The sequence below is a fragment of the Lawsonibacter celer genome, from assembly GCF_014281125.1.
GTDB lineage: Bacteria > Bacillota > Clostridia > Oscillospirales > Oscillospiraceae > Lawsonibacter_B > Lawsonibacter_B celer.
In genome coordinates this window covers 1-2,027 of the sequence record NZ_JACOEA010000013.1, presented here as the reverse complement: position 1 = coordinate 2,027, position 2,027 = coordinate 1, and the positions used below count along the sequence as shown (strand labels likewise).

The following is a 2,027-nucleotide window of genomic DNA, read 5'->3' as shown; positions in this document are numbered from 1 at the left end:
TCCGTGACTACTTCACCAACGTGCTGGGCGAGTACTTTGCCCCCTGCGACGGCGTGATGCTCTATGTCATCTCCTCCCTCCCCATCAATGCGGGCGACCCCATTATCGCCATCGGCTGAAAGGAGAAAACGGATTATGCACAAGACCCTTATCAGTGAGATGTCCTGGTATGAGTTCCGGGACGCCATGGCCTTCAACGACCTAATCATCATCCCGGTGGGCAGCAATGAGGAGCACGGCCCCCACAACCCCCTGGGTACCGACACCATCCTGGCCCGGGAGCTGGCCCGCCGCATCGGCGAGCAGGCCGGCGTGCCCGTGGCCCCGGAGATCCCCATCGGCTCCACCCACAACCTGGCCGCTTTCCCCGGCACCGTGAACGTGGACCCCATGCTGCTGCGAAAAGTGGTCTTTGAGATTGCCGAGAGCTATGTTCAGCATGGAGCCCGCCGCTTCCTCTTCGTCAACGGCCACGGGGGCAACTCTAACTCCCTGGACTTCGTGTGCGACGACCTGCACGCCAAGTACAACGACGTGATCGCCATGCACTCTGAGTGGTGGAAGGTGCTGCCCTTCATCTCCCAGTATAAATGCGACGACCACGGCGGCAAGCATGAGACCTCTTTCGTCCTGGACGTGGACCCCGACCTGTGCCACATGGAGCGGGCCAAGACGGTACCCCGTGCCTCCCTGACCGAGCGGCTGACTTATACGGACAAGTTCCGCTTCGATGGGGTGAACATCCCCACCTGCGGCGTGACCTTGGATAAGCTGACGCCCATGGGCAACTACGGCGCCCGGGCCGAGGAGGCCACCGCTGAGCTGGGGGCTGAGATGAGCCGGATCTATGTGGATTACTGCGTGGAACTGGTCAAAGAGCTCAAGCGCGTGTATCTGTAAGGGGGTAAGGGAAATGAAGACAACCCAGATTGAACGTATGTCCTGGACCGACTTCCGGGACGCCATGACTGAGACCGACACCATCATCATCCCCACCGGCGTAATGGAGGAGCACGGCCCTCACGTGCCGCTGGCCACCGACACCATCATCGCCCAGCACTGCGCCGCCCTCATCGGCGAGCGCGCCAACACCCCCGTGGCCCCGGTGATGACCTACGGCTATGCGGCCAACGTGCGCCGCTTCCCCGGCTCCACTTGCCTGGACCCGGATACATACCGTCAGCTGATGCTGGCCTTCTGTGAGAGCTACATCCGCCACGGCGCCAAGCGCTTCCTCATCGTCAGCGGCCACGGCGGCAACACCCCGGTGCTGGACATCCTGGCCGGCGACCTGTATGACCGCCACGGCGCGCTTACCTTTGCCAACGACTGGTGGAGTGTGCTGCCCCAGCTGAATCCCGAGTGGAACTGTCAGGACCACGGCGGCTATTTTGAGACCTCCATGCTCATGGCCGCCCGGGAGGACCTGGTGAATATGGACCTGGCCCACGCCGTGGGTGAGAGCGCCATCAGCGAAGGCATCCGCAAGAACTATGTGTGGAAGTTCCAGGAGGCCCCGGTGGGCGTGCGCTGCGATGTGAGCAAGTTCAACCGCTACGGCAACGTGGGCAACCCGCCCCAGGGCGCCAGCAAGGCCCTGGGTGAGCAGCTGACCGAGGCCTATGTGGACTTCAACGTTAAGCTGCTGGAGGAGATCAAAAAGATCTCTCTGCCTGTATAACGCTGGATAAAACCGCCCCCCAGGACCATTGGTCCCGGGGGGCGGTTTTTAACGCCGCAGGGGAGCTGGGATAGGTACCTGAATGGGGAGAGGAGACCGCCTGCCCCCGGACCTCCGCCCAAGGCGGAGACGGGGACAGGCGGTGTCACTGTCAGCGGGGAGACCGCGGCCGACGGCCAGGTCAGGGGGGCGACGTAGCGCCGGCGGCAGGAATGCCCCGCAGGCGCCGCGCTTACTTGCCTTTGAAATGCTTCTCCTTGCGCTTCTCCAAAAACGCGCCCATGCCCTCGTCCTTGTCCTCGGTGCCGCAGCAGACGCCGAAGGCCTCGGCCTCAAAGGCGGAGCC

Annotated in this window: 2 protein-coding genes and 1 pseudogene; 2 read left to right on the top strand and 1 reads right to left on the bottom strand. The window is 63.1% G+C overall.

The window, feature by feature from the left end:
* The first annotated feature begins 135 nt into the window (after window positions 1-135).
* On the top strand, window positions 136-900 hold the full coding sequence (locus tag H9Q75_RS12540; RefSeq protein ID WP_186567633.1) for a creatininase family protein: 765 nt from the start codon (window positions 136-138) through the stop codon (window positions 898-900).
* 13 nt (window positions 901-913) lie between these two features.
* Window positions 914-1,681, top strand: coding sequence for a creatininase family protein (locus tag H9Q75_RS12535; RefSeq protein ID WP_186567631.1), 768 nt, complete (start codon window positions 914-916; stop codon window positions 1,679-1,681).
* Window positions 1,682-1,913: 232 nt separating this feature from the next.
* Here the strand turns inward: H9Q75_RS12535 and H9Q75_RS12730 are convergent.
* Window positions 1,914-2,027, bottom strand: a pseudogene (locus H9Q75_RS12730) (enoyl-CoA hydratase/isomerase family protein); the annotation flags it as partial.

Coding starts and splice junctions, on each gene's coding strand:
- H9Q75_RS12540 (WP_186567633.1), top strand. CDS start 136: ATGCACAAGACCCTTATCAGTGAGATGTCCTGGTATGAGTTCCGGGAC.
- H9Q75_RS12535 (WP_186567631.1), top strand. CDS start 914: ATGAAGACAACCCAGATTGAACGTATGTCCTGGACCGACTTCCGGGAC.